The sequence below is a fragment of the Limnobacter sp. genome (assembly GCF_036405155.1).
GTDB lineage: Bacteria > Pseudomonadota > Gammaproteobacteria > Burkholderiales > Burkholderiaceae_B > Limnobacter.
Map to the genome: position 1 here is coordinate 299,855 of NZ_DASWYD010000007.1, position 22,319 is coordinate 322,173.

Sequence of the window (22,319 nt, forward strand, 5' to 3'; positions counted from 1 at the left end):
CCAAGTTGCAGTACTGGATTTGGAGGCTGTTTTTTTGAATGTCTTTTAAAAAAACAGGAGCAACACCATGTGGAAAATTATTGTTGGATTCATCATTTTTGCGGCCATTTCAATGTTCGTGATCATCAAGGGCGGTGACAGCCTCGACATGAGCGGTGAGAAGCATGACACCGGCTCACATTCTGAGCCTGCAGCGCCGGCTGCGGCCGAAGCGCCTGCGGCAGCGCCAGCTGCTCCGGCTGCTGATCAAGCAGCGCCTGTGGCACCTGCAGCTGCACCAGCTGAAGCGCCGAAGCAGTGAGTCGTGTTGGCCTGCGCTGAGGGTTGGTCCTGCACGGTCACACCCCTTGGCGACGGCCAATCTGTGGTTCAAAACCTGGGCCTCGCGATCGCTGAGGTCGACCCTCCAAAAAACACGGTCGGGAATCGACCTCTGAACTGACCGTTGGTCAGTTCACCGCGCCTGCTTGTCACGGTTTTGCAGATTGTCCTGACTGTCGCTGCAGGGGAGGTGAACCGCGCAGGCCGCCAACCGACTCGGTGCCAAGCCCCAAGCAATACCGGCTTGCCCGGCGCCGAACAGTCAGCCCCCCGATCGGTTTGACCCGCACAGCATTCGAACACACGGACCGAGATGTTTGAGCCACGCAGTGGCGAGTTATCGGTCCGGTTCGAAGGCGCGGGGCAACCTTTGCCTTCGGGGGGCGTTCGGCACGGGCTACCGGTGTTGCTGGGGGCTAAGCAAAACAGGCACGGGCTCACCAAGTCTTGAACACATCCAACCCGTCATACACGTCCTCTTTCACTTCCAGCAACTGCTCAAACGGCAAGGCCGCCTTGATGAGCATCACCGAGCAAGACGCATACATGGCCACTTTGATGGGCACCGTGCGCATCAATCGCTGCATTTGCAATCCATGCGTGGCAGCCCCCATGATGATAAGGTTGACATGGTTGCCGGCTGCGTAGCTCAACAGTGCTTCGGCCACATCGTTGGCCTCCAGCACATGGAATGAAATGTGGTGCGCATCCAGGGTCAGGGGTTGAGCCCACTGTTTGAGCAGGTTCAAATGGTGGCGTTGGATCTCCGATTCGCTTTGGTTCGAGCTGCCACTGAGCAAGCCTTGCCGAATCACGGTCACCACGGCCAAGCGTGCGCCTGGCCGCAAGCCCATGCTCCGCTGCACAGCCTCCCGCAGGGAATACAGCGTTGCATCGGTCACGTCTTTGTTCGGAACAGCCACCATCACGATGGGTACATCGGCAATCTGCCGCTCGGGCAGGGGGCTGGGGTGGTACTGCATACCAGCGGCGCGCAACCAGCGCTTGAAATGCACCCAGAAGGATGTCCGCACCAGGCGTTGTCCGCGTTCGGTGATGCGCACCTGCACCGGGTTGTTGAGTTCAAAGGCCAGGTGGGCTGCGGACGGGTAGCGCCGCACGGCTTCGGGTTCCAGGCATTTCAGCACCACTTCCTGAAACCACTCGGGCAAGTCGGCCCGCCGTACCCGGGGTGGCACCGGGTTCATCCACAGTCGCTGGCGCAAGCCACCTTGGGTGCTGGGTGCGCCAAAGGGCAAACGCCCCGTGGCCAACTGGTACAACATGACCCCAATGGCAAACACATCGCTGCGCGGGTCGCCCCGCACGCCGACCACTTGCTCAGGTGCAATCCAGGCTGGCGAACCCACCGCCTTGCGCAGTTCTTCGGCCATCAGGTCCGGGTAGTGGGCATGCCAGGACAGCCCAAAGTCCAGCAGCACCGCCTGGCTGAAGTCAATGTCGCCCTGCGCTGTTTTGCGGAACAGCACATTGGCCGGCTTCAAGTCCAGATGGCACACATTCTGTTTGTGCAGGCTGTGGGCCGCACGGGCCATGGCTGAGCCCATCGTGGCGATGGTTTCCGGGCTCAGGGTTTGAGCCTCGTCCATGATGTGTTCCAGCGTCACGCCCGGAATGTATTCCATCACCAGGTAGGGCAGGCTGTCCAGGTCGCCAGCCGCCACAAATCGGGGCACATGCGGGCCAGACACTGCAGGCAAAATTTGCCGTTCAATTTCAAAGCCGATGATGTTTTCCCCGCCATCGCCTTCGCGCATGCGGGGAATTTTCATGATCATGTCAAAACCGGGGTTTTTGCTGTTGTGGCCCAGGTCCAGGTCGTATTCAACCCGATAGATGTAGGCCATGCCACCGGTGTGCAGGCACTCGTGCACCACAAATCCGTCGAGTTTTTGACCCTCGACGAGGCGTGTCATCTGCCGATTTCCAGCCGGTGTGCCATCTGCTCAGGCAAACCTTGCAAGCGGATGGCTTCCGCGGCCGACTGCGTGTCGTAAGTCACCCGGTTGAAGCACAGGGTTTGCAACACATCGTCGTACAGCGCATACATGCTGCGTGCATCGCCATCGCGGGGTTGGCCGGTGGAGCCCACTGTGGCCACCATGGGGCGCCGGGTTGGCACCGGAATGTGCACGCCCGGTACCGGGTCGAAACGCATCATGTGACGGCCTGCACCCGTGTAAAACAGGGCTTGGTGGTGCACATGGCCCACAAACACATGCGCAGCGCCAAAGTCGCGCTGAGCGGCTTCCATGCATTGCTGGGCCTTCAATTCGTTGTCGACATAGTCCCAACGCTCGGGTTTGTTGGCGCTGGCATGCACAAACAGCGCCTTGCCATGCACCACCGTCATGGGGCGGGTGGCCAAAAACTCCCGTTGTTCGAGGTTCAGTTGGTCGTGCGTCCAGGTTGCACTGGAAGAGCCCATGTCGTTCAAGGCTGGCGGTGGGTTGACTGCCATGTCATCGTGGTTGCCCTTGATGATCCAGGCGCCTTCTTCCCACAGGGCCATCACCGCATCAACCACACCAGCCGGGTCACCGCCATACCCCACCAGGTCGCCCAGCACCACAAATTGTTGGGCACCATTGTCACGCGCGTGGGCAATGCAGGCCTTCAGGGCATGGAGGTTGCTGTGGATGTCCGACAGCAGGGCGATTTTCATTGTCTCTCTCGTGTTGGGTAAATCTTGTTATAAAACAATGATATCCCAAGCACGCTAACGGCAGCCTTACAGGCTTTGAAAATCGCCTAGATCTGGATGCGGGTACCCAGTTCCACCACGGCACCATCGGGCAGCTTGAAGAAGGCCGACACGTTGCCGGCATTGCGGCTCATGGCAGCAAACAGCTTTTCACGCCACAAGGCCATGCCTTGGCCGGGTGTGGCCACCACACTTTCACGGCTGAGGAAATACGAGGCCTCAAAAGGCTCAATGTGCAAGCCAAAGGCTTCGCAGCTTTTCAGCGCGTCGGGCACATTGGGTTGCTCCATGAAGCCAAAGCGCAAACGCACCCGCCAAAACAGTTTGGACACTTGTTCGACCACTGCACGGTCGGCTTCTGCAATCCAGGGCAGTTCGCAAAACTCAACCGTCAGCAGCACATTTTTTTCGTGGATGACCTGGTTGTGCTTCATGTTGTGCAGGAAAGCCTGCGGCACGGTGTCGGGGTTGGCCACCGGGTAAATGGCGGTGCGCTGGGCGATGTGCACATCGGACTCATGAATGTGCTGGATGAACTCCTCCAGCACGATGCCGTCGTCCTTGATCTTGCTGACCAGCAGACTGCGGCCTCGTTTCCAGGTCACCATGACCATGAACAGGGTGGCGCCCATCACGATGGGGAACCAGCCGCCGTCGAAAAACTTGATGGCACAACTGGTCACCAGGAAAATGTCCAGCGTGATGAAGAAGCCTGTTGCGCCAAAGGCAATCCAGGGCGACATTTTCCAGCCGTTGCGCACCACGAAGAAGGTGAGGAAGGTGGTAATCAGCATGGTCAATGTGACGGCAATGCCATAGGCCGAGGCCAGCGCGGACGAGCTTTTGAAGCCCACAATCGCCAGAATGACCGCCATCATGAGCGCCCAGTTGACCGAGGGCATGTAGATTTGGCCACGCTCGGCGGCCGATGTGTAGCGAATTTCCATGCGCGGCAAGTAACCCAGCAAGATGGCCTGCCGTGTCATGGAGTAGGCGCCTGAAATCACGGCTTGCGACGCAATGATGGCGGCCATGGTGGCCAGCACAATCATGGGAATCACCATGTACTCGGGGAACAGTTTGAAGAACGGGTTTTCAATGGCGCGGGGGTCGCGCATCAGCAAGGCACCCTGACCCAGATAATTCAATGCCAGTGCCGGGAACACCAAGCCAATCCAGGCCACGCGAATGGGTTTTTTACCGAAGTGGCCCATGTCGGCATACAGGGCTTCGGCGCCTGTTAACGCCAGCACCACCGAACCCACCGCAGCCAACACATGGAAGCCGCGCGCAAACATGAATTCAATGGCCAGCAATGGGTTCAAGGCCTGCAGCACTTCGGGTGTGCGAATGACTTGCAGTGCACCCGCCACGCCCAGTGTGATGAACCACAGCACGATGATGGGGCCAAACAATTTGCCGATTTTCTGTGTGCCCCATTGCTGCACGAAGAACAATCCGAGAATGACCACCAATGACAACGGGACGATGGCCACGCTGAGGTCGGGGTTGAGCACGGTGAGGCCTTCCATGGCACCAATCACCGAAATCGCCGGGGTGATCACGCTATCGCCATAAAACATGGTGGCACCAAAGATGCCCAGTACCAACAGGGTGTTGCGCAGTTTGACCCGCCGCCGCACGGCATTGGAAGCCAGGGCAGTCAGGGCCAGGCTACCGCCTTCGCCTTCGTTGTCGGCCCGCAAAATCAGGATGACGTACTTGAGTGTCACGATCAGGATGAGCGCCCAGAAAATGGTGGACACTGCACCCAGAATATTTTGGTCAATCAGTGCAAGGCCGGTGTGGTCGGCAAATACTTCCTTCACGGTGTACAGCGGGCTGGTGCCAATGTCGCCGTACACAATGCCGATGGCAGCCAGGGTGAGGGCGGCCAGGCCTTGTTTGTGCGCTTGATGGCCCGCGTGGGTTGGTGTGCTGTGCGGTGCTGCGGTGCTGGCTGGGGTGCTCATTGAACAGGGTTGGTGCTGTTGACGGGGCAAATTATTGCACTGCACACATAAGGATTGCATAAGGATGCAAGGCTCAGGTATTTTCTGAGGCCTTCAAGCGGTAGCCCACGCCAGTCTCGGTCAATATCAGGGCAGGTTCATTGGGGTTGTCTTCCAGTTTGCTGCGCAATTGCGCCATGAACAGGCGCAGGTAATGCAGGTGGTCCACATAGTCGGCGCCCCAGGCATGTTTCAGCAGCTGCCGGTGGGTCAGCACTTCACCGGCGTGACCCACCATCAGCGCCAACAGTGCATACTCCTTGGGCGTCAGGTGCACGGCCTCGCCATGTCGAAGCACCTCCCGTTTGCCCAGGTCCACCGTTAAACCCGCCTGTGCATAATCAGGTCCAGACTGGCTGGGTGCCGCAACCGCTTTGTAACGGAACAACACCCGAATTCGGGCCAACAACTCGGCAGCGCTGAAGGGTTTGACCAAATAGTCCCGGGCACCCGCATCCAGCAACTGCACCTTGCGTGCATCGTCAAAGGTGGCCGAGGTCACAATCACCGGGCATTCAATGTTTTCCCGGTTGATCCAGTCCAACAACGCATCGCCCAGGCCGTCTGGCAGGTTCAGGTCCAACAGCACCAACTCAATGGCTTGCGCGGTGCCCAGGTGCTCAAGCATGCAGGCTTGCGCCTCGCGCAGTGTTTTACAGGACTGCACCTGGTGGCCGACGTCCTCCAGCGTGCTGCGCAAGGCCTTCTGCAATTGCAGGTCGTCTTCCAGCAACAAAATTCGCAGCGCATTCATTCGGGCAATCCGTCTGGGGCATGGGTCGGGCTGGGCAAACGCCACACAAAAATGCTGCCGCCGCCGTCCCGGTTGGAAATTCGCAAGGTGCTGTGGTGTGCATCGGCCACGGCTTTGCACAGGGCCAGGCCCAGTCCAAAACCGGTTCGGTGCCGTGACACGTCCTCGGGCAAGCCCAAATCGGCTCCGCGCGCAAACAGGTCAAAGACCCGGGGTTTGATGGCATCGGGAATGCCAGGGCCTCTATCCAGCACCCGCAGCACCCGTTGGTCACCTTCCACCGCCAGTTGCAGTTCAACGGGCTGGTCGGCACCACTGTAGTTGGCTGCGTTGTCCAGCAAATTGTCCAGCGCCTGTGCCAGCAGCACGGCATTGCACTCCATCAGCAAGGGCTCTGCGGGCAACGTGACCTGCAAGGTGCGGGCTGGATAGGCCTTGCGGAACTGTTGGGCCACGGTGCCACAAATTTCCTGCAGGCTTTCCCACTGCATGGGTATGGGCGGTGAGCTCGCTTCGAGCCGGGCCAGTTGCAGGGTGTTCTCCGACATTTTTTGCAAGTGGTGAATTTCATCACTCAAGGTGACGGCCAAATGCTGTGCGTCCGCCACAGGCAGGGGCTGCTGCCGATTCCGCAACTGGCCCACCGTGGTCAGCAAGGTGGCCAGTGGTGTGCGGAAGTCATGCGCAATCGCAGCCAGCAGTGTGCTGCGCAATTGCTGGCTGCGGTGTTCCTGCTGTACGCGGTCCAGGGCATTCTGGGTGTACCAGCGTTCCAGGTCGTTGGCCAACACGGCGCACCAGCGTTTCAGTTGTCCCATCTGTTTCAGTTGTTGGTTCAGGGTCAGGCCCTGCGGGGCTGCGTAGGCCACCGACCCCCACGCCCGCCCCCCCGACTTCAAGGGCAGGTACAACAGGCTGGAGCTTTCATGCCGACCAGTCAATGGCCCCTGTTCGCTGATTTCATTGCAGGAGGCAATGAGACCCCGCAAGGCAGTTTTGTTGGGCTTGTTGATGACCACAGCCGTGTGGGCATGCAGGGCCGGGCGGTAGGGCCAGTGCGGGCTGATCAAACCATGCAAGGGGGCAATGCCCTGCTCGGCAGCCCACTGCTCCAGCACTTTGAATTTGTCCTGTGGTGTGTGTTGGCTCAGCAATTGTTCCGACAACTGCAATTGGTCTTCTGTCTCGTCGGCGACGTGGCGCTCGGCCTGCAGCAGTTCACGCAGGCGCGAGGTCAGCAGGCTGATCAATGCGCCAGAGGCAAACACCATGAGCACCAGTGCCACATCCTGTTTGTGGTGGATGTCCAGCGTGTAGCGGGGCGGCACGAACAGCCAGTTGAAAGACAGCAGCCCCGCGATGTTGAACACCAGGGTTTGTAGCGTGGTCAGGCGCAAACTGGCCAAACAACTGGCGGCCACCAAAATGCCGGTGAAGTCCCGAAAGCCGAGGTGACCATCGGCTGCAATCATGATTGCAAAGCCCAGCCCCCAGATTCCCAGGCCCCAGCGGATGGATTCCGGTGCCTGAAAAAAACCATCGCGACCAAGGCGACGGGGTGTGCGAGTGCGACTCATGCAGCATCAATCCGAGTGGGTACGGCTTTATTTAAGCATGAAGTGGGGAAATTGCGGGGCTGTGCTCTGCATTCACATTGGTTAAGCTACGGACTGAATGGGCACGGAGCAGTGGACATGGTTGAAGTCAAAGCAGTGGTGTTTGATGTGTTTGGCACCTTGGTGGACTGGCGATCGGGTGTGGCCCGTGAGGCAGCCCGCATTTTGGGTGGGCAGGGCATTGTGGCGGACTGGGGGGGCTTGGCCGATGCCTGGCGTGCGCAGTACCAGCCTGCCATGGAGCGGGTGCGCAGTGGCGACATCCCTTTTTCCAAGCTGGATGTATTGCACCGGATCAACCTGGACCATGTGCTGGGTGCGATGGACATTCCCGCCGATGAGGCCACACGGCAAGAACTGAACATGGCCTGGCACCGCCTGGATGCATGGCCCGATGTGGTGGCGGGTTTGCAAGCCTTGCGCACCAAACGGCTGATCGCGCCGTGTTCCAACGGCCACATTGCCCTGATGGTGAACCTGGCGCGCCGCAACGGGTTTGTGTGGGATGCCATTCTGGGCGCCGAGCTGGCCCGGGACTACAAACCCAAGCTGGCGGTGTATCAGCACACGGCAGCGGCTTTTGACTTAAGCCCAGAACAGGTGCTGATGGTGGCAGCGCATTCATCCGACCTGGCTGCGGCACGCCAAGCCGGTTTGAAAACCTGCTTCGTGGCCCGCCCGGCCGAGCATGGGCCTGGCAAAGGCGAGACAGTGGCCAGTGTGCCGGTGGACTGCAGCGTACAAGGCATTGATGAACTGGCCAGGCTCATGGGGTGAGCCTGCTAGCACGGACCTGTTAAATGCCTTCCCACAGCATGGCCAACACAGCCAGGGCCATGACCGCTGTGGCAATCCACCCGATAACGCGGTGGCGCCGGGTGATGGTGAATTCACCCAGCACCTTGCGGTTGGATGCCAGCAGCATCATGACCACCATGATGGGCACTGCAATCACGCCATTGACCACCGCACTCCACAGCAGGGCGCGAATGGGGTCGATGGCGGTGAAGTCGATGAGTGTGCCGCCGAGCGTGGCCACAATCAGCACCCAGTAAAAGCCTTTGGCTTCTTTAAACTGGTGATCCAGCCCTGCATTCCAGTCGAACACATCGGCAACGGCATAGGCTGCAGAACCTGCCAGCACAGGCACCGCCAGCATGCCGGTTCCAATAATGCCCAGCGCAAACAAGGTGAAGGCCATTTTGCCGGCGATGGGCTCCAGGGCAACAGCCGCCTCTCGGGTGGTTTGAATATCCACCAAACCATGCTGGTTGAACACCACCGCGGCCGAGAGCATCACGCAGAAGGCGATCAGATTGGAAAACAGCATGCCCACGCTGGTGTCCAATTTGATTCGAAACAAGTGCTCACGGGCAAACAGGGGTGATTCCAATACCTGGGCATGTTCACCCATGCGCTGTTTCATCTCGGCTTCTTGCGAGGCTTGCCAAAAAAACAGGTAAGGGCTGATGGTGGTGCCCAACACGCCCACCACCATCATCCAGAATTCAGGGCCGCCCTGTTGCAGGTGCCGAACGCTGTCCCAGGACATTTGCCACCAGTCCACCCGCAGAGTGAGCGCAACAGCCACATAACTCAGCAGCGCCAGGGTCAGGTATTTCAAGACCCGCACCATGGACTCAAAATTCAGGAACACCGGCAGTACCGCGCACAGCAAGCCAAACAGAATGGCATGGCCGTGTTCGGGGCCACCCACCATCAACTGCAGGGCTTCACCCATGGCTGCAATGTCTGCGGCGATATTCAAGGTGTTGGCAAACACCAGCATCAACACCAGCACCATGGCCACCGGTTTGGACATCACTTTCTGGATGTTGGCGGCCAGGCCACGCCCGGTTATCCAGCCGATGCGGGCACTCACCATCTGAATGCCGATCATCAAAGGTGTTGTGAGCACCAGGGTCCACAACAGGCCGCCGCCAAATTGCGCCCCGGCTTGTGAATACGTGGCCAGGCCGCTGGGGTCATCATCGGCTGCGCCGGTGATGAGGCCTGCGCCAAGGCGCTGTGTAATTTCCTGGGTACGTCGAAACAAGGTCATGGGGCGATTTCTTCAATGGCTTGATGGTTGGGCAGATCAAGCCTGAATTGTCGCCCCGCTCTATTTACCGAGTATTAAGGCACCCCATTCGATGCACCCGTTCAAAGCCAATCGGTTCAATCGCTTCGGGGTGCCTGGGTCCAGCCGGTTTTAACCAAGCCCCAGTTTTCAACAAACTGCAGGCCTTCGCCCAAGGTGTCCGGTGCACGCCGCCGCCCTGGCTGTCGGTACTCCAACAGGGTGTCTGCATCCAGCGACTCCAGCACCACATGGCGGTTGTTGTGGAGTTTCCATTCATCACCCGCTTTTAACAGATGGTCGCGGTGGTCACCGTCGCTGGTCAGCCAGATTGCGCCTCGCAGCACGCGCAAGGTGCCGTGGCTGCGAAAACTCAAGAGTGATGACAGGGACATGCGCAAGCTGCTGGATGCAATCATGGTGTTCTCCAGGTGGTGAGAAAAGTGCAACAACATGGAGTCCATCGTAGAGCCTTGGTCCGAACCGGTACAGATTCAGCCTGGTGAAATTGTGACCATCACAGTGCCTGTGAAATGCAACTGTACTGGTGTACATTGGGGGGAACTGTGACTGATGCGCGGCCAACCAAACCGGCACACTATCCCCATGCTGCTCTACGAAGACCTTGCTCACCAAATCACCGGGCTCATTCACGATGGCGTGATGCGCCCAGGGGACCGTTTGCCCTCGGTGCGCCAATTGGCGCAACAGCAAAAGCTGTCCATCAGCACCGTGATGCAGGCCCTGCGCAGTCTGGAAACCCACGGGCTGGTGGAAGCGCGTCCGCAATCCGGTTTTTATGTGCGTGGCAAAGCACAGCGCGTGGTGAACTACCAGCCGGTGAACGACATACCCGAGGCGGTGGATGTGGACCTGAGCGCCCGCCTGATGCGGGTGCTCCACCTCAACCAAACACCGGGCATTGTGCAAATGGGCTCGGCCATTCCTGCGCCAGCCCTGTTGCTGGCCCCACGCCTGAACACCTTGTACAGCCGCATTGCCCGCACCCAGCCTGGTTTGCTGGCCACTGGCAGCCACGACAACATCAGCGAGCCTGTGTTGGTGAATACGCTGGTTCGCCGCTATCTGGAGTGGGGCTGCACTGTGCGGCCCGAGCAGGTGGTAATCACCAATTCCTGCACCGAGGCGCTCATGCTGTGCCTGCGCACCGTGACTCGACAAGGCGACACGGTGGCGGTGGAGTCGCCCACGTACTATGTCATGTTGCAGTTGCTGGAGGCCATGGGTTTAAAGGCTTTGGAAATTCCCACCCATCCGGAAACCGGTGTGTCGGTGGAGGCCCTGGAGCTGGCCACGCGGGACGGGGGTGTGGCCGCCTGCCTGTTCATTCCGAATGGCAGCAACCCGCTGGGCTGCGTCATGCCCGATGCCAACAAACAGGCGGTGGCGCGCCTGCTGGCCGAGCGAAACATTCCGCTGATAGAAGACGACCTGTATGGCGACCTGTGCAACACGCCCGAGCGGCCCAGGCCCATCTACGCGTTTGACCGCAGCGGCAACACCATGCTCTGTAGTTCATTTTCCAAAACCGTGAGCCCAGCCTTGCGCATTGGGTTTGTGGCGGGCGGCAAGCGTGCGCGCCAGGTGCTGTTTCAAAAAACCGTGAACAGTGGCAAAACCAATGTGATCACCCAACGGGTGTTGGCGGCCTTGATGGACTCGCGCGGGTTTGATGCGCACTTGCGTACTTTGCGCCGCCGTTTGAATGAGCAAGTGGCGCGAATGCGGGATGCGGTCACACGGCATTTTCCGGCCGACACCCGGGTGACCAACCCGCAAGGTGGCTTCGTGTTGTGGATTGAACTGCCCGACGACATCGACACCGTGAAACTGCATGGCAAGGCCATTGAGCAGGGGATTGCCACCGTGCCTGGCCCGTTGTTTTCAGCCAGTGGCCGTTACCGCAATTTTTTGCGGCTGGCCTGTGGACAGCCTTGGGGCGAGGCCACCGACCATGCCGTGGCCCGTTTGGCCCAACTTATTCAAGCGACGCCAGCACGTTCAAGAAAAGCGTGAGCAGGGGGCGTTGGTTGGCCAAATCGGCTTTTCGATACGCCACGGACAAGGCGTAATACGCACCCGCATCCACCACCGGCAGGTAACGCACCCGGGGCAATTGAATAACGGCCAGCGGTGCAGGCAACAGGGCAACCCCCAAGCCTGCCGCCACCAAGCCAATTTGCGTGGTGGCTTCCTTCACCTCTTGCACAATGCTGGGCTCAAACCCGGCGGCCTGCCCAAGGCGGCTCAAAATGCCCGGCAAGCCGGAGCCCACGCCTTTGGGAAAGGTGATGAAGGGTTCGTCCTGCAATTCCTTGAATGCAACGCGGCGGCGTTTGGCCAACCGGTGGTGCGCATTGACCACCAGCAACAAGGGGTCTCGGCCAATTTCCTGCACCTCCAGGCCTTCTGGCACCGGCCCGCCGGAATGCCGAACCAAACCCACATCCAGCAGGTTGTTGCCCAAAGCCTCAAATTGCTCATTGGTGAACATTTCCGACAACTGCCATTCCACCGCCGGGGCCTTTTGACGAAAGGCAAACAACAACTGCGGCATGATGGAACTGTAGGGCAGCGACGAAGCAAACCCCATGCGGATGAGGCCCTGCTGGCCCTGTGCAAATTTTCGGGCTTCCACACTGGCGGTGTGCACTTCCGCCAAAATGCCCCGGGCACGCAGCAAGAATTGCTGCCCGGCATCGGTCAACTCCACCTTGCGTTTGGTCCGGGTAAACAGCTTCACGCCCAGTTCCTCTTCCAGGTCCATGATCTGCATGGACAGCGGTGGTTGCCCGATGTGCAGCCGCTCGGCAGCCGCCGTGAAGTTCAACTCCTCGGCCACCGCCACGAAATAACGCAAGTGTCGCAGTTCCAATTAATATTCTGCATATATAAAAAACACCCTAAAAATATATTGGACTGGTGTTTTTTGCGCAACTAGACTTGTGTTTGTTGAGGCAAACACCGCAGGCACGCATGTCCAGCATTTACACTGCACCCGCTTACCTGGAAGCGGGCACCAACGAATACAAACAGGCCAACCTGGCCATGTTTCTGGGTGGTTTTGCCACGTTTTCGCTGTTGTACGGGCCTCAAACCCTGCTGCCGCTGTTTGCCCAAACCTTTCACGTGTCACCCGCCGGTGCCAGCCTCACATTGAGTGCCGGCACGGCTGCCTTGGCACTCATGTTGATTCCGTTCAGCCTCCTTTCTGATCGGTATGGCCGAAGCCTGTTGATGAAGTGCTCCTTATTCGGATCGGCCTTTTTTACATTGCTGGTGCCCTTGGTGGACAGCTTCTCCCACTTTCTGGTGCTGCGTGTGTTGCTGGGCATCGCGATTGCTGGTCTGCCCGCCACAGCCATGGCGTACCTGGGCGAGGAAATTGCCCCGAGTGCCCGGGGGCGTGCCATGGGCTTGTACATTGCAGGCAATGCGTTTGGCGGCATGAGCGGCCGCTTCATCATTTCCTGGCTGACGTCGATGGGTGGCTGGCACATGGCTTTTTTGTGTTCGGGCTTGTTGGGCATGGCTGCCGCCATCCTGTTTTACCGCAGCGTGCCGGACTCCCGCCATTTCCGGGCTCGCGCCGTGAGCCTGTCCGTGTTGTGGCAAGACGCCCGCGCCTTGTTTGCAGACGCGGCGTTACCAAAAATTTATGCCGTGTCCTTCATGTTGATGGGCGTGTTCGTGGCGCTGTACAACTACCTGGGTTTTCGACTGGAGGCCTCGCCCTATGGGCTAAGCCACACGCAGGTGAGCGCCATCTTTTTGTTGTACGCCTTGGGCACGCTGTCGTCGGCCACAGCCGGGCGGTGGGTCGACAAAATTGGCCGCCGCAATGTGCTGTGGCGCATGGTGGTGTTGATGATTGCCGGTTTGGCGCTCACGCAGTTTGCCTGGCTGCCGCTGATTGTGGCGGGCGTGGCCCTGTTCACCATGGGGTTTTTTGGCACGCACTCCACAGCCAGCGGCTGGGCCGGTGAGCGAGCCCGCGAGCGCCGTGCGCTCAGCTCGGCGGTGTACCTCACGGCGTATTACCTGGGTGGCAGTTTGTTGGGGTCAGGTGCCGGCTTGGCCTGGGGCTTTGGTCAATGGCGCGGGGTGAGTGCAACCCTGCTGCTGGCCTTGTTGGCCGTGCTGGGTTGCGCCTTGCTGCTGAAAAAAATCACGCCGCTGTCCTCAACCATGCCGTTATCGCGCTAGGGTTTACCCGGTTGCAAATGCTTATCGCGCTTACTTTTTTGTTGTAGACATCCAGCAGTCACGTCATTGGCGTACACTGAGCGCTCCCGTTGTTTAGGAGACCCATTCATGAAGCACTCTGTATCTGCACTCGTGGCCAGCCTGGCCCTGGCTTTGGGTGGCTTGGCTGCCACAGCACCCGCCATGGCAGCTGCGCCCATGGTGAAAACACAGGCCCCCGGCTACTACCGCATCTTGCTGGGTGACTTTGAAGTCACCGCCCTGTCGGACGGCACCGTCAAATTGCCTGTGACCAAGCTGTTGCACCAAGACGAAAAGAAAACCAGCAAAGCGCTGAAGGACAGCTTTTTGGGCAATGAAGTGGACACCTCCGTGAATGCCTACCTCGTGAACACTGGCAGCAAGCTGGTGTTGATTGACACGGGTGCGGCTGGCCTGTTTGGCCCCACGCTGGGCAATGTGATGGCCAACCTGAAAGCGGCTGGTTACAAGCCCGAACAGGTGGACGAGATTGTGATCACCCACATGCACCCGGACCACGTGGGGGGCCTGGTGGCCGATGGCAAGGTGGCCTTCCCCAATGCCACATTGCGCATTGACAAAAAAGACACCGACTACTGGCTGAGCAAAGCCAACATGGACACAGCACCTGAGGACAAGAAAGGCTTCTTCCAGGGTGCCATGGCCTCGGTCAACCCCTACGTGGAAGCCGGCAAGCTGAAAACCTTTGAAGGCAACACCGAGATTGTGCCGGGCGTGAAGGCGATTGCCAGCTACGGCCACACACCGGGCCACACCGTGTACGAAGTGGACAGCAAAGGCCAGAAGCTGATGCTGTGGGGTGACCTCATGCACGTTGCGTCGGTTCAGTTCAGCCACCCTGAAGTGACGATTGGGTTCGACAGTGACAGCAAGGCCGCTCGCAAGGAGCGTGAAAAGGCCTTCGCCGATGCCGCCAAAAATGGCTATCTGGTGGGTGCCAGCCACTTGTCATTCCCGGGTGTGGGCCACTTGGTGAAAAACGGCAAGGGCTACACCTTCCTGCCCATCAACTACCAGGGTTTGAAGTAATTCAAGCCTTGATGTAAACCTTGAAAGCGCCCCCTCGGGGGCGTTTTTTGTTGAACGTGTTTGCGCTGAGGTGCTGTGGTCATGTCCCCCAAACTGCTGCCTGTGCTGTTGCTCATCATTTCAAATGTGTTCATGACCTTTGCCTGGTATGGTCATTTGAAGTTTGGTGAAAAGCCGTTGTACGTGGTCATTCTGGTGAGTTGGCTGATTGCGCTCATTGAATACTGCTTTGCCATCCCGGCCAACCGAATTGGCCACACGGTGTATAGCACTGCAGAACTTAAAACCATGCAGGAGGTCATCACCCTGGCGGTGTTTGCAGTGTTCTCGGTGGTGTATTTGGGCGAGCAGCTCACACTGAACCACGCAGTGGGCTTTGCCTTTATTGGCTTGGGTGCTTTTTTCATTTTCAAGGGCCCGTTGTAGGCCTTTGGTCTGGTGGTGCACCCCAGCCGCTCAAACTGCGTTAACCTAGCTTTGCCTGTTGCAGTGTGAGGTGCGGTATGCCGTCGTTTTTGGCCTTGTGTGCGTTTGTCCTGATGGTGTTTGGTGGTTATGGCGCTGTCAACCAACCCGTGCAGGAGCCCGCCTGGCCGGATGTCATTCCCGGCTTTGCCTTTTCCCCCTACCAAAAAGACCAAAACCCGCAAAACAATGTGTTGCCCACGCAGGCCGACATCATTCGTGATTTGGCCCGCTTGCAGGGCAAAACCCGCGCCATCCGAACTTACACAGTAGACGGCGTGTTTGGTGACATACCTGAGCTTGCCAAAACCTATGACATCAACGTCGCCCTGGGCGCCTGGATTGGACCCGATGCAGTCAGCAATGCCCAGGAGGTTGATCGTTTGGTGGCCATCTCGCGGTCTGCCCCGCACAACATTGTTCGCATGCTGGTGGGCAACGAGGCCCTGTTGCGCGCCGATGTCACCGTGAATCAACTCACCGCGTATCTGGACGCAGTGCGGGCATCGACCGACATCCCGGTGAGCACTGCGGAACCCTGGCACATCTGGTTACAAAACCCCGAGCTGGCTGACCATGTGGATTACATTGCTGTTCACCTCTTGCCATTTTGGGAGGGCGTGGACATGGACCACGCGGTGGACTACGCGTTCAACACCCTGCACCAGGTTCAAACCCGCTTTCCAGGCAAGCGGGTGGTGGTCTCTGAAGTGGGTTGGCCCAGCCAAGGCCGCACCATTCAGCAAGCGGTGGCCTCGCAGGCCAACCAGGCCATTTTTTTGCGGCGTTTCATTCACCGTGCCCAGGCCGAGGGCGTGGTGTTTTATGTGATGGAAGCATTTGACCAGCCCTGGAAGCGAACGATTGAAGGCGCAGTGGGTGCCCATTGGGGTGTGTACGATGCAGACCGCAACCCCAAGTTTGAAATGCGCAACCCCATCATCGCCGTGCCGCACTGGAAAATGCTGGCCGGTGTGTCGGTCGGTCTGGCCCTGTTCATCACGGTGTTTTTGTTGGCCGATGGCCGGTCTTTGACCACTGCAGGCCGTGCATTCCTCATGTTCAACGCCTTTTCCGCTTCCACGCTCGTGGTGTACATCCTGTATTCGTTTTCGCAGCAATACCACACGTGGCTCAGTGTGGCTGTGTCGGTGCTCATGTTGCTGGGTGTGTTGGGCATTGTGGTGGTGGTGCTGGCCGAAGCCCATGAATGGGCTGAAGCACTCTGGGTGGCTGGCCGCAAGCGGTTGCTGGCCAAGCCATTGCCACGCCAAGGCGCGCAGGCGTTGGCCACCTTGCCGTTTGTGTCCATTCATGTGCCCGCGTATGAAGAGCCTCCCGAACTGCTGAAAGCCACACTGAATGCCCTGGCCCGGCTGGATTATCCACACTTTGAAGTGCTGGTGATTGACAACAACACCCGCGACGAGGCCACCTGGAAACCGGTTCAGGCGCATTGCATGAGCCTGGACAGTTCAAGCCGTCGATTTCGCTTTTTTCATGTCAGCCCCTTGGCAGGGTACAAGGCGGGTGCCTTGAACGTGGCGCTGGCAAACACCGATGCCCGGGCCGATGTGGTGGCGGTCATCGATGCCGATTATCAAGTGGCCCCCAACTGGTTGCGGGATTTGGTGCCTGCGTTTTCCAAACCCTCGATTGCGATCGTGCAAGCCCCGCAGGACTATCGGGATGCTGGCGACAGTGCTTTCAAGGCGTTGTGCCACGCAGAGTACAAAGGCTTTTTCCACGTGGGCATGGTGACCCGAAATGAACGCAATGCGATTATTCAGCATGGCACCATGACCTTGGTGCGGCGTGCTGTGCTGCAAGAGTTGGGTGGGTGGGGCACCAGCACCGTGACGGAAGACGCCGAGCTGGGGCTGCGCATTTTTGAAGCAGGGCATGAGGCTACGTACATTGACCACAGTTATGGCCAAGGCCTGATGCCGGATACATTTCTGGATTACAAAAAACAGCGCCACCGGTGGGCCTATGGGGCCATGCAGATTTTGCGTGAGCATGCTGCGGCCTTGTTGGGCTTTAAACGCACCGGGCTCACGGTGGGCCAGCGGTACCACTTTTTGGCCGGTTGGTTGCCTTGGATGGCCGATGGCCTGAACCTGCTGTTCACGGGCCTGGCGATGGTGTGGTCTGTGCTGATGCTGATCAACCCCTTGATGTTTAATGCGCCGCCATTGCTCATCAGCACCGTGCCTTTGCTGTTTTTTGTGTTCAAGCTGGTCAAGTTGCTCACCCTGTACACCACGCGGGTTGGCACCAGTTTGGGCCAGGCCATGGCCGCCACCCTGGCTGGCCTGGCACTCAGTTACACCATTGGGCATGCCACCTTGAGCGGTCTGGTGTTGGGGCGTGCCATTCCATTTGCCCGCACACCCAAGACGGGCTTGCGTGCCCGCTGGCGGCAGGCTTTGGCCGCTGCGCGGGGTGAATCCATCTGTGCCGCTGCATTGTTGTGTCTTCAAACCCTGCTGGTGCTTCGGTTGGGTGTGGATGTTCAGGAAAACCTGGCCTGGCTGGCTGTGCTGTTGTTGCAAAGCCTGCCTTGTGTGGCTGCGGTGGTGGTGTCGCTGATCAGTGCCGGCACAGAATGTCCAGCGGACAAAAAGGCGGAATCACTTGTTTAAAAAAAGCGCAGTTCAATTGCTTGGCGCGGTGTTGTTGCTCAATGCGCTAATTGGCTTTGAAGCAGTGTGGCCCACCGTGTGGGTCAAGCCCACCCTGAAATTGGGGCCCGACTTGTTGGTCCTCATGCTGCTCATGGCCGCGTGGACGGTGTGGCGTGGTCGCCTGGGGCAACGCGTGTTGTCGGTGCTGTCTGGCTTTTACCTGCTGCTGGTGGTGGGGCACTACGCCGACATGGTGGTGCCCAACCTGCTGGGGCGTCCTATTAACCTGTATTGGGACTTGCCGCAGTTGCCCCGTTTTGTGTGGGTGAGTGCCAAAGGCTTGCCCTGGTGGATGAGCGTACTGGCCGCTGTGGCCTTGGTGGTGTTTGTGCTCGCTGTGTACCGGGCCATTCATTGGGGGTTTTCGGCTTTGGCCGATGGCCTGTGGACATACCGGCAAACGGTGCGCCTGTGGGTGTTTGTTCTGCCGCTGTCGGCAGTGGCTTGTGCCAACTATGCGGGTGTTGAATCCACTTGGCAGGTGGTGTGCAAGCCGGTGGTGCCCACTTACTGGAAGGAAGCGGTGCGCCTGTGGGATGCCTTTTCGCCCACAGGGGCGGCCAGTCTGTTGCCCGCCAGCACCGTGGTGGATGTCGCCATGGCCCAGCCACCGGGCACCGTGTTGACGGGTTTGAAGCAACGCGATGTCATGCTCATGTTGCTGGAAACCTATGGGGCCATGCTCTATGATCAGCCTGATGCCAACGCTGCAGTGGCAGGCTCACGGCGTGAGCTTGAAAGAGCGATTGAACAACATGGCCGACATGTGGTGTCCGCTTTTTACACGTCACCCACCGTGGGCGGTGCCAGCGACCTGGCCCACATGTCCGTGTTGTCCGGTATCGACCTCAACCTGCACCAGCCTCGCAAGTTTGACGTGCTCATGACCACCGAGCGACCCACGCTGTTGCAAGTGTTTCAACGGGAGGGTTACGAGGTGGTGGGCTTGTACCACTCGGTGTTTTGGGATTGGGTGGAGCGCAGTTTTTATCGTTTTGACCGCTACATCAGCGGGCCAGACCTGCAGTACACCGGGCCAGCCTTTGGCTTTTGGAAAATTCCCGACCAGTACGCCTTGGCAAAATACGCAGCGCAATACCCGGTCAAACCTGGGGATAAACCGCGCTTGACAGTGTTTCCCACCATTTCCACGCATTTTCCGTTTTATCAGGTACCGCCCTACCAGCCCGACTGGAAAAGGGTGCTGAGCGACACGCCTTTTGACCCGGTGGCTGCTGCTCGCGCACAGGCCGAGCAAGTGAACTGGGCCAACATGCGGCCAGACTACCTGCGCACCATCAACTACTGCCACCAGTGGTTGGCCGGGTATTTTGAGCAGCCTGAGCAACGCGACACGGTGTATGTGATGTTGGGTGACCATCAGCCCACTGGCAGCGTGACCGGGCCGGACGCTTCGTGGGATGTGCCGGTGTTTGTTGTCGCCAGCGACCCAGCCCTGCTGAACCGTTTCAAACAGTTGGGGTTTTCAGAGGGGCTGACTCCAGCCCAACGCAAGCCACTGGGTGGCCTGCACGACCTCACTGCGACGCTGTTGAAGGCCTTCGGGCCAGAATCCATCCAGCCCTGACAGCGAGCTCACTCAGCGCATTGAACAATGGCCGTTTTTAGATCGGGTTGAATTTTAAACAGCCGGTCCATTTTGGTCAGTTGAAACAGTGTGACCACCGGTTTGCTGAGGTTGCACAGCACCATCCGGCATTGCTGACTGTTCATGTTTTTCAGCAGCATCACAATGCCCGCCAGGCCACCACTGTCCACCAGCTGTGTGGCTGTCAGGTCCAAAACAAACCGCTTGTGGTGCGGCATCAATTCTTGCAGCGTTTCGCGAATGTGACCGGCGGTTTTGGCGTCCACCACCCGTGCTTCCAGGTGCACCACCTGCACATCGTCCTGCTCTTCAATGGTCATCATAGGCAACCCGTTTGAAATATCCAGTAAAAAAATCCAAAACCGCTGTCAGCCAGTATCAGCAACAATATGCACTTTCGAATTTATTCGAAATTTGACAATTGTTTATATTGATTTTCTGACCCAAGTCGTTATAGCGTTATACAGCAGCACCTGTGGTTCAGATGTAAACAACGATTAATTCCAAATATTAGACAGGGCTACGACAGGGTGGTAAACAAATTTTTACGCGTTTTTTACGCGGTTATTGCGGCTTACTGTTTGGTGACGGTTTCGCACGCGGCGCCATTGGCAAGCGATGCCCCACCCCAAACCATGCGGTGGGAGCTTCGGCTGGATGACCTCCGTCTGGACCGGGCCTTGGCGCGCTGGGCAAAACAGGCTGGCTATTCATTTCGTTGGGATGCCGACCGGTATTTGTTGATTGGTGCCCCCTCGGTGTTTGACGGTAATTTTACGGACGCCATTGAGCAAGTGCTGGAAACGCCGGGCATTGCCAATTCCGAGTACCCGTTGGAAGCCTGCGTGTATGCAAACAACCCGCCCTTGCTGCGCATCACGCGCTTGGGCGACCAGGCGAGGGAATGCCAATGAAGCCCCTCAGCCCAGTGACCAGTGTTTGCGCAGCAATCTTGTTGTTGCAGGGGTGTACCACCCCAACGGCCCAAAAAATAACGGATTTCAAACGCAGCCAGGCCGTTGAAAAGCGTGACGCTGTGGTGCGCAGCCTGCCGGGCGACAGCCAGGTGCGCGGCGGCGCCGACTTTGCCGAGGCATCGGCCAAAAAGCAGAGCAAACCCACGGTGCTGCGGTTTTCCAGTCGCAGTTGGGTGGGGGCGGCCATGCTGCCCACCAATGCGGACGACAAGCTACCCCCGGGTTTTTCGGCAGAATATGTGATGAATTTTGCCGACGGCAAAGCGCCGTTGCCCTTGTCGGTGGTGTCGGCCCGTTTGGCCCAAATGGTGGGTATTCCGGTTCGTATTCAGCAGGATGTGTACAACAACCCGGCCACCAATGGTGGCAACGGCAGCAGTGATACCAGCGCATCATCATCCAGCGGTCAAGCTGCTGCCGGTGGTTCAGCAGCAGCGGGCACGGCCAAGGCGGGCGATACAGGTTCAGCTGCCGCCATGGCCGAAGCCATGCGGGCTGTGCAGGCCTTGCCGCCGGTGGGTTCAAAACCCAGTGCCGCCAGTGCGGGCAGTGTGTCGGGTGGCGGTGCAAACCCACCTGCCAGCAGCCTGATGTTGTCGGCTGCGTCCATGAACTGGCGTGGCACCTTGATTGGTTTTCTAAACAACCTCACCGACCAGTTGGGCTTGTCTTGGGAATACCGGGACGGCGCCATTGTCATCATGCGGTTTACCACCGCCATGTACGAGGTGGCCAGTTTCCCCAACGGCTATAACTACACCATCAATTCCGGTACCACGGGTTCCACAACAGGGCAGGGCATGAGTGCCTCGTCCCAATTGAACGTGGCCGAGCAAGGTGCCATCAACAGCATGACCAGCCTGGTGTCGGTGGTGAAAAAAATGGTGGAGGGTGTGCCGGGTTCCGAGGTGATTGTCTCTGAAGGCTCTGGACGCCTGGTGGTGCGAACCAGCCGCGACGCCCAGGCCAGTGTGCGTGAGTTCATTCGTGCCGAAAACGCGAACATGCTCAAGCAGGTTCAAATCCAGATGGACATCTACTCGGTCACCACCAGCAATGCGAACGAGCTCGGTGTGGATTGGGCGGCGTTTTATCAAAGCCTGTCCGGCAATTATGGTGTGAGTTCATCCGCACCCACCACCTTGACCTCGCTGAATGCCGGTGCAATCACGGCCACCATTTTGCCCGGTGGTACCAGCGACACCAGCCGGCGCTTTGGCAATTCATCGGTGGTCATCAACGCCCTCAACCAAATTGGCAACAATGTGCAACACCGCCCCATTTCGCTGATTGCGCTGAACCGCCAGTGGGCGCGCAAAGCCCGTTTGAACACCACGGGTTATCTGTCCGAGACCAAGCCTTCCGTCGGCTCCGCCCTGGGTGGTGGCACAGGCTTGCCCGGTTTAACCACCAGTTCGATTACGACGGGCGATCAGTATGCCGTCATGCCTTTTATCCTGGAAAACAACACCGTGATGGTGAAGATGGGCTTGAGCCTGTCGGACCTGCTCGGCCTGTTTGAAGTGACCACCGGCAGTGGCGACACCCTGCAGCGGGTGCAAACACCCAACACCAGCGCCATTTCGGACCAATACACCATTGCATTGAAGCCCGGTGAGGTCATGGCCATCACCGGTTTGTCCAGAGACATTTCCAGCGGCGATGAGCGCACGCTGGGTGAGGGCATCAGCCTGGGTTTTGGGGGCTCACGCGTGGCCAGTGCGCGGCGTGAGAATTTCATCGTGTTCATTCGCGCTGTGATTTTGTAGGTTTCG

Annotated in this window: 19 protein-coding genes; 10 read left to right on the forward strand and 9 right to left on the reverse strand. The window is 58.6% G+C overall.

Annotated elements, in window-relative coordinates; genetic code table 11:
- Positions 1-67: 67 nt before the first annotated feature.
- A complete protein-coding gene (locus tag VGE55_RS12045; RefSeq protein WP_331131928.1) occupies positions 68-301 on the forward strand; it encodes a hypothetical protein in 234 nt (77 codons plus the stop codon).
- 457 nt (positions 302-758) lie between these two features.
- Here the strand turns inward: VGE55_RS12045 and VGE55_RS12050 are convergent, their stop codons facing one another.
- The 5 genes from VGE55_RS12050 to VGE55_RS12070 form a co-directional block, all read right to left on the reverse strand.
- On the reverse strand, positions 759-2,258 hold the full coding sequence (locus VGE55_RS12050) for a bifunctional serine/threonine-protein kinase/universal stress protein (RefSeq protein ID WP_331131929.1): 1,500 nt from the start codon (positions 2,256-2,258) through the stop codon (positions 759-761).
- On the reverse strand, positions 2,255-3,007 hold the full coding sequence (locus tag VGE55_RS12055) for a metallophosphoesterase family protein (protein WP_331131930.1): 753 nt from the start codon (positions 3,005-3,007) through the stop codon (positions 2,255-2,257). The genes VGE55_RS12050 and VGE55_RS12055 overlap by 4 nt, the downstream gene beginning before the upstream one ends.
- Before the next feature lie 86 nt (positions 3,008-3,093).
- Positions 3,094-5,019, reverse strand: coding sequence for a potassium transporter Kup (locus VGE55_RS12060; protein ID WP_331131931.1), 1,926 nt, complete (start codon positions 5,017-5,019; stop codon positions 3,094-3,096).
- A 73-nt stretch (positions 5,020-5,092) separates the two neighbouring features.
- Positions 5,093-5,812 (reverse strand): winged helix-turn-helix domain-containing protein, encoded by a 720-nt coding sequence (locus tag VGE55_RS12065; RefSeq protein WP_331131932.1) that lies wholly within the window; start codon positions 5,810-5,812, stop codon positions 5,093-5,095.
- Positions 5,809-7,389, reverse strand: coding sequence for a sensor histidine kinase (locus VGE55_RS12070; protein ID WP_331131933.1), 1,581 nt, complete (start codon positions 7,387-7,389; stop codon positions 5,809-5,811). The genes VGE55_RS12065 and VGE55_RS12070 overlap by 4 nt, the downstream gene beginning before the upstream one ends.
- A gap of 117 nt (positions 7,390-7,506) precedes the next feature.
- Here VGE55_RS12070 and VGE55_RS12075 point away from each other — a divergent pair, with 117 nt between their 5' ends.
- On the forward strand, positions 7,507-8,205 hold the full coding sequence (locus VGE55_RS12075; protein ID WP_331131934.1) for a haloacid dehalogenase type II: 699 nt from the start codon (positions 7,507-7,509) through the stop codon (positions 8,203-8,205).
- 19 nt (positions 8,206-8,224) lie between these two features.
- Here the strand turns inward: VGE55_RS12075 and VGE55_RS12080 are convergent, their stop codons facing one another.
- Both VGE55_RS12080 and VGE55_RS12085 read right to left on the reverse strand, forming a co-directional pair.
- A complete protein-coding gene (locus VGE55_RS12080) occupies positions 8,225-9,490 on the reverse strand; it encodes a divalent metal cation transporter (protein ID WP_331131935.1) in 1,266 nt (421 codons plus the stop codon).
- 116 nt (positions 9,491-9,606) lie between these two features.
- On the reverse strand, positions 9,607-9,927 hold the full coding sequence (locus tag VGE55_RS12085; protein ID WP_331131936.1) for a DUF2917 domain-containing protein: 321 nt from the start codon (positions 9,925-9,927) through the stop codon (positions 9,607-9,609).
- Between the two features lie 154 nt (positions 9,928-10,081).
- On the opposite strand from VGE55_RS12085, the gene VGE55_RS12090 reads away from it, so the two are divergent.
- Positions 10,082-11,545, forward strand: a complete 1,464-nt coding sequence (locus VGE55_RS12090) for a PLP-dependent aminotransferase family protein (RefSeq protein ID WP_331131937.1) — start codon at positions 10,082-10,084, stop codon at positions 11,543-11,545.
- Here the strand turns inward: VGE55_RS12090 and VGE55_RS12095 are convergent.
- Positions 11,508-12,404, reverse strand: coding sequence for a LysR substrate-binding domain-containing protein (locus VGE55_RS12095; RefSeq protein ID WP_331131938.1), 897 nt, complete (start codon positions 12,402-12,404; stop codon positions 11,508-11,510). The genes VGE55_RS12090 and VGE55_RS12095 overlap by 38 nt on opposite strands.
- 101 nt (positions 12,405-12,505) lie before the next feature.
- Here VGE55_RS12095 and VGE55_RS12100 point away from each other — a divergent pair, with 101 nt between their 5' ends.
- The 5 genes from VGE55_RS12100 (at position 12,506) to VGE55_RS12120 (ending at position 19,546) form a co-directional block, all read left to right on the forward strand.
- Positions 12,506-13,735: an MFS transporter gene (locus VGE55_RS12100; protein ID WP_331131939.1), complete on the forward strand. Its 1,230-nt coding sequence runs from the start codon at positions 12,506-12,508 to the stop codon at positions 13,733-13,735.
- Between the two features lie 108 nt (positions 13,736-13,843).
- A complete protein-coding gene (locus tag VGE55_RS12105; RefSeq protein ID WP_331131940.1) occupies positions 13,844-14,806 on the forward strand; it encodes an MBL fold metallo-hydrolase in 963 nt (320 codons plus the stop codon).
- An 81-nt stretch (positions 14,807-14,887) separates the two neighbouring features.
- Positions 14,888-15,232: a DMT family protein gene (locus VGE55_RS12110; protein WP_331131941.1), complete on the forward strand. Its 345-nt coding sequence runs from the start codon at positions 14,888-14,890 to the stop codon at positions 15,230-15,232.
- Between the two features lie 77 nt (positions 15,233-15,309).
- Positions 15,310-17,916 (forward strand): glycosyltransferase, encoded by a 2,607-nt coding sequence (locus VGE55_RS12115; protein WP_331131942.1) that lies wholly within the window; start codon positions 15,310-15,312, stop codon positions 17,914-17,916.
- The gene (locus tag VGE55_RS12120; RefSeq protein WP_331131943.1) at positions 17,909-19,546 is read left to right on the forward strand and encodes a sulfatase-like hydrolase/transferase; all 1,638 of its coding nucleotides are present in this window, start codon (positions 17,909-17,911) and stop codon (positions 19,544-19,546) included. The genes VGE55_RS12115 and VGE55_RS12120 overlap by 8 nt, the downstream gene beginning before the upstream one ends.
- Before the next feature lie 8 nt (positions 19,547-19,554).
- Here VGE55_RS12120 and VGE55_RS12125 read toward each other — a convergent pair whose 3' ends face one another.
- A complete protein-coding gene (locus tag VGE55_RS12125) occupies positions 19,555-19,890 on the reverse strand; it encodes an STAS domain-containing protein (RefSeq protein ID WP_331131944.1) in 336 nt (111 codons plus the stop codon).
- 312 nt (positions 19,891-20,202) lie between these two features.
- On the opposite strand from VGE55_RS12125, the gene VGE55_RS12130 reads away from it, so the two are divergent.
- The gene (locus VGE55_RS12130) at positions 20,203-20,481 is read left to right on the forward strand and encodes a TcpQ domain-containing protein (protein WP_331131945.1); all 279 of its coding nucleotides are present in this window, start codon (positions 20,203-20,205) and stop codon (positions 20,479-20,481) included.
- The gene (locus VGE55_RS12135) at positions 20,472-22,313 is read left to right on the forward strand and encodes a hypothetical protein (protein ID WP_331131946.1); all 1,842 of its coding nucleotides are present in this window, start codon (positions 20,472-20,474) and stop codon (positions 22,311-22,313) included. The genes VGE55_RS12130 and VGE55_RS12135 overlap by 10 nt, the downstream gene beginning before the upstream one ends.
- Positions 22,314-22,319: the final 6 nt, after the last annotated feature.